Consider the following 268-nt stretch of genomic DNA (forward strand, 5'->3'; position numbering starts at 1 on the left):
CCCATATGGTTCTGCCAAATATCGGATTTTAAAGCAAAGATAATTCAGAAACAAGCATAATACCTTAACGCGCGGGAATCGTTCCCATGCGTTGTTTTAACGAGGTATTCGGCTGACCGAATAAGGCGGCGTAATACACGGCATTGGTCATCACTTTTTTCACATAATCGCGTGTTTCGGTAAAGGGAATGGTTTCGGCATACACTGCACCTTCCAAGGGCTGTGCAGCCTGCCAGCGGCGGGCGCGTCCAGGTCCTGCGTTATAACC

General features: G+C 48.9%; 1 pseudogene. It reads right to left on the reverse strand.

From position 1 onward, the window contains the following. Positions 1-64 precede the first annotated feature (64 nt). A pseudogene (locus FVA95_RS29870) lies at positions 65-268 on the reverse strand (lytic transglycosylase domain-containing protein); the annotation flags it as partial.

Source organism: Pseudonocardia sp. EV170527-09 (genome assembly GCF_008369905.1).
Classification (GTDB): Bacteria; Actinomycetota; Actinomycetes; order Mycobacteriales; family Pseudonocardiaceae; genus Pseudonocardia.